At 34.8% G+C, this 2,481-nt stretch carries 3 protein-coding genes and 1 pseudogene; 1 reads left to right on the forward strand and 3 read right to left on the reverse strand.

Features of this window, described 5'->3' with window-relative positions; genetic code table 11:
- Positions 1-169 precede the first annotated feature (169 nt).
- Both HP456_RS22715 and HP456_RS22720 read right to left on the reverse strand, forming a co-directional pair.
- Positions 170-457 (reverse strand): hypothetical protein, encoded by a 288-nt coding sequence (locus HP456_RS22715; RefSeq protein ID WP_172255311.1) that lies wholly within the window; start codon positions 455-457, stop codon positions 170-172.
- 205 nt (positions 458-662) lie between these two features.
- Complete coding sequence (locus HP456_RS22720) at positions 663-1,151, reverse strand: hypothetical protein (protein WP_172255313.1); 489 nt, start codon at positions 1,149-1,151, stop codon at positions 663-665.
- Positions 1,152-1,304: 153 nt separating this feature from the next.
- Between HP456_RS22720 and HP456_RS22725 the strand changes: the two genes are divergently transcribed.
- Complete coding sequence (locus tag HP456_RS22725) at positions 1,305-1,907, forward strand: TetR/AcrR family transcriptional regulator (RefSeq protein ID WP_172255315.1); 603 nt, start codon at positions 1,305-1,307, stop codon at positions 1,905-1,907.
- 302 nt (positions 1,908-2,209) lie between these two features.
- Here the strand turns inward: HP456_RS22725 and HP456_RS22730 are convergent.
- Positions 2,210-2,481, reverse strand: a pseudogene (locus tag HP456_RS22730) (hypothetical protein); the annotation flags it as partial.

A 2,481-nucleotide genomic window follows, 5' to 3' on the forward strand; every position in this document is an offset into this window, starting at 1 on the left:
ACTCGCTTCATAAAATAATTCACCTCTATTTATTTAATTTCTTCTTCAGCATAATACCAATTATTTCAAATATCATGATTCTGAGCAATTCCCATGTTCCATTAAATGGCCCGATACAGGAAAAGGACACGTTCTTCAATAAACGCCCCCTTTAATTGAAGAGGCTCCTCTATCCTCCAAATGAATAACCGAACAAAAGGAACAAGGAGATAACCACAAAAATGATACTAATGATTAAGGTAATTATTGATATTGTTTTGCCTAAACCGGTTTCTCTTTTAGTGCCTAACAAACCAAATATCAAACCTAAAATTGATGTTATAGGTGCAAATTGAATAAAATTCACAATTGCTCCGAAACCATTATTAGAAAATACAGATACCATAAATACAATAAACTCGATAACAAAAACCAATAAGATTACAGCAGCAAGTTTGCCTGATAAAGTTTTAAACATACTGTCCCCTTTCTCTTTCTTTAGAATAATACGACTTTGGATTAGCTATATATTACTTAGACGAAGGTTCCTTACTAATGTTTCGAAATAGACCACCTTATTCCATTAACCTGCTCCGTTTGTTGAATAAGAAATAAGGGATTGCCGTAGCAGCCCCTCTCTTGAACTCTTGAGCCCTTTTCCTGAATAAACACACATCTTTAGTTTACTTATTACTTTTTCGCTTTCTATACATTATGAACGCACCGACACCATTTACCAAAATTAGCCCAAAAATACTGGTGCCTAGAGGCCCCCATCCATTTTCGCCTGTGAATAGTAACGACAGGATTACTTTTCCAATTAGACTGACATTCAATATGATCAAACCAAGTTTAAGTGAATGCTTCCAAAAAGATATCAAGATTAAACCCACAGAAACCATCATTACAGCGATCGTAAGAATAGCTGAAACAGGGTCACTTAAAAGCATTTGTTCGTATTCCAAAACTTCCTGCATTTGCGGGTTAATCGTCTCTGGTGCTGGAAACCAGACCATACTGCTCATCATGAACACAAAAGTTATGATAACACCTTCCCAGCTGCGTTTATATGCAAAATAGACTAATACGATTAAAAAGACGGGTCGAATATACCAACTTAACGGATTTAGATGCCGCTGAAAAGCCCAAACCAGTATTTCTTGAAATTCCATTGATTTCACTCCATTCACTAAATAATTATATAACAAAATAAACTATTTGTTACATATTATCAACTTTAAACTTTTTTGTCTATACTTTATGTAACAAAATATTTGATTTGTTCCATAAAATTGTATTAAAATGCTTAGTGAGGTGATTAGATAATGAATGGGTTTGAAAAAAGAAGAAATGAGAAAAAAAAGCAGCTTGTACATGCATTAACAGATCTTGTTGGAACTCGAAACTTAAGAGAGATTGGTGTACGAGAAATCGCAGAACGAGCTGGCGTATCACCAGCATCAATATATAATTTTTTTGGGAGTAAAGAAGAGCTGGCGAAACAAGTTTTTTATCAAGTGTCAGAAGAAGTATTTGAGGAGATTCAGGATCTCATTGATAATGAAGAGATGCCTTTTAAAGATAAAGTTAAGAAAATGATATCAATATCGTATAAAAATCAAGAAATGTTAAATAGTGAGGGATTGAAAAATTTCATGTTTGAAGATCCTGACTTTAGACAATATATAGAAGAATTATCTGAAAAAAGATCCCTTCCGATATTTGTAAAGTTAATAAATCAAGGAAAAGCAGAGGGAGATATTGCACAGGGGGTTTCGGCAAAAGCTATTATGATGTACATGAATTCTCTATCTATGATGATGAGTAACCCCCAGGTAAGAGAAAACTTGGATGTGGAAATCCGAAAAGAATTTACACATTTATTTATGTATGGCGTATTTGGAAGCGAACCAACAGATGAGTGGTGACTCCAAAAGTTGATTATTCATATTTTGAACACCCCTCTATACTTTATATTGGACTAAAAATTCATCGTTTTTACTAGCTCATCTTACTATTTCTTGTTCCACTATGGCCCTTAAAGGAATAACTGGAGAATAAAGTTTTGTTTGTAAAATAAAAAACCTAATGAGGACCCTTCTTCATTAGGCATAGGTATGTCATATAACGTTATCTGCCGTTTTTTATCAAATAAGAGTTGTCTCTTCTATTACCCATAAATTTAAGGATATACTTATGTTACATTCCTGTTGTGAGTTATCAAAATGAGTTAAAGTTGACCGCAATGCTTGCATCGTCCCCGCCTTTTTACATAATAGGCTAAGCTTGCTATCCCCAGCGATATCCCCCATGGCAGCCAGGATAAAAAGGGAACAAATTGTCCCCAATTCTCATTGGTAATGGACCCATCAACCATCATCAGAATGATTTGTGGACTGAGCTTCAGCCCCGTTAGCGTGATAATAGCCGACATCAACGTTGCAGGAACCAAAACAAACCAAATTGGAATTTGTTTACCTGCCAGAAAAAAGCACCACCGTG

This window comes from Bacillus haikouensis (assembly GCF_013179555.1).
In the GTDB taxonomy this organism is placed as follows: Bacteria; Bacillota; Bacilli; order Bacillales; family Bacillaceae_B; genus Rossellomorea; species Rossellomorea haikouensis_A.

Excerpts from the sequence above, each read along its gene's own strand:
- HP456_RS22715 (WP_172255311.1), bottom strand. The coding sequence starts at position 457 with ATGTTTAAAACTTTATCAGGCAAACTTGCTGCTGTAATCTTATTGGTT.
- HP456_RS22720 (WP_172255313.1), bottom strand. The coding sequence starts at position 1,151 with ATGGAATTTCAAGAAATACTGGTTTGGGCTTTTCAGCGGCATCTAAAT.
- HP456_RS22725 (WP_172255315.1), top strand. The coding sequence starts at position 1,305 with ATGAATGGGTTTGAAAAAAGAAGAAATGAGAAAAAAAAGCAGCTTGTA.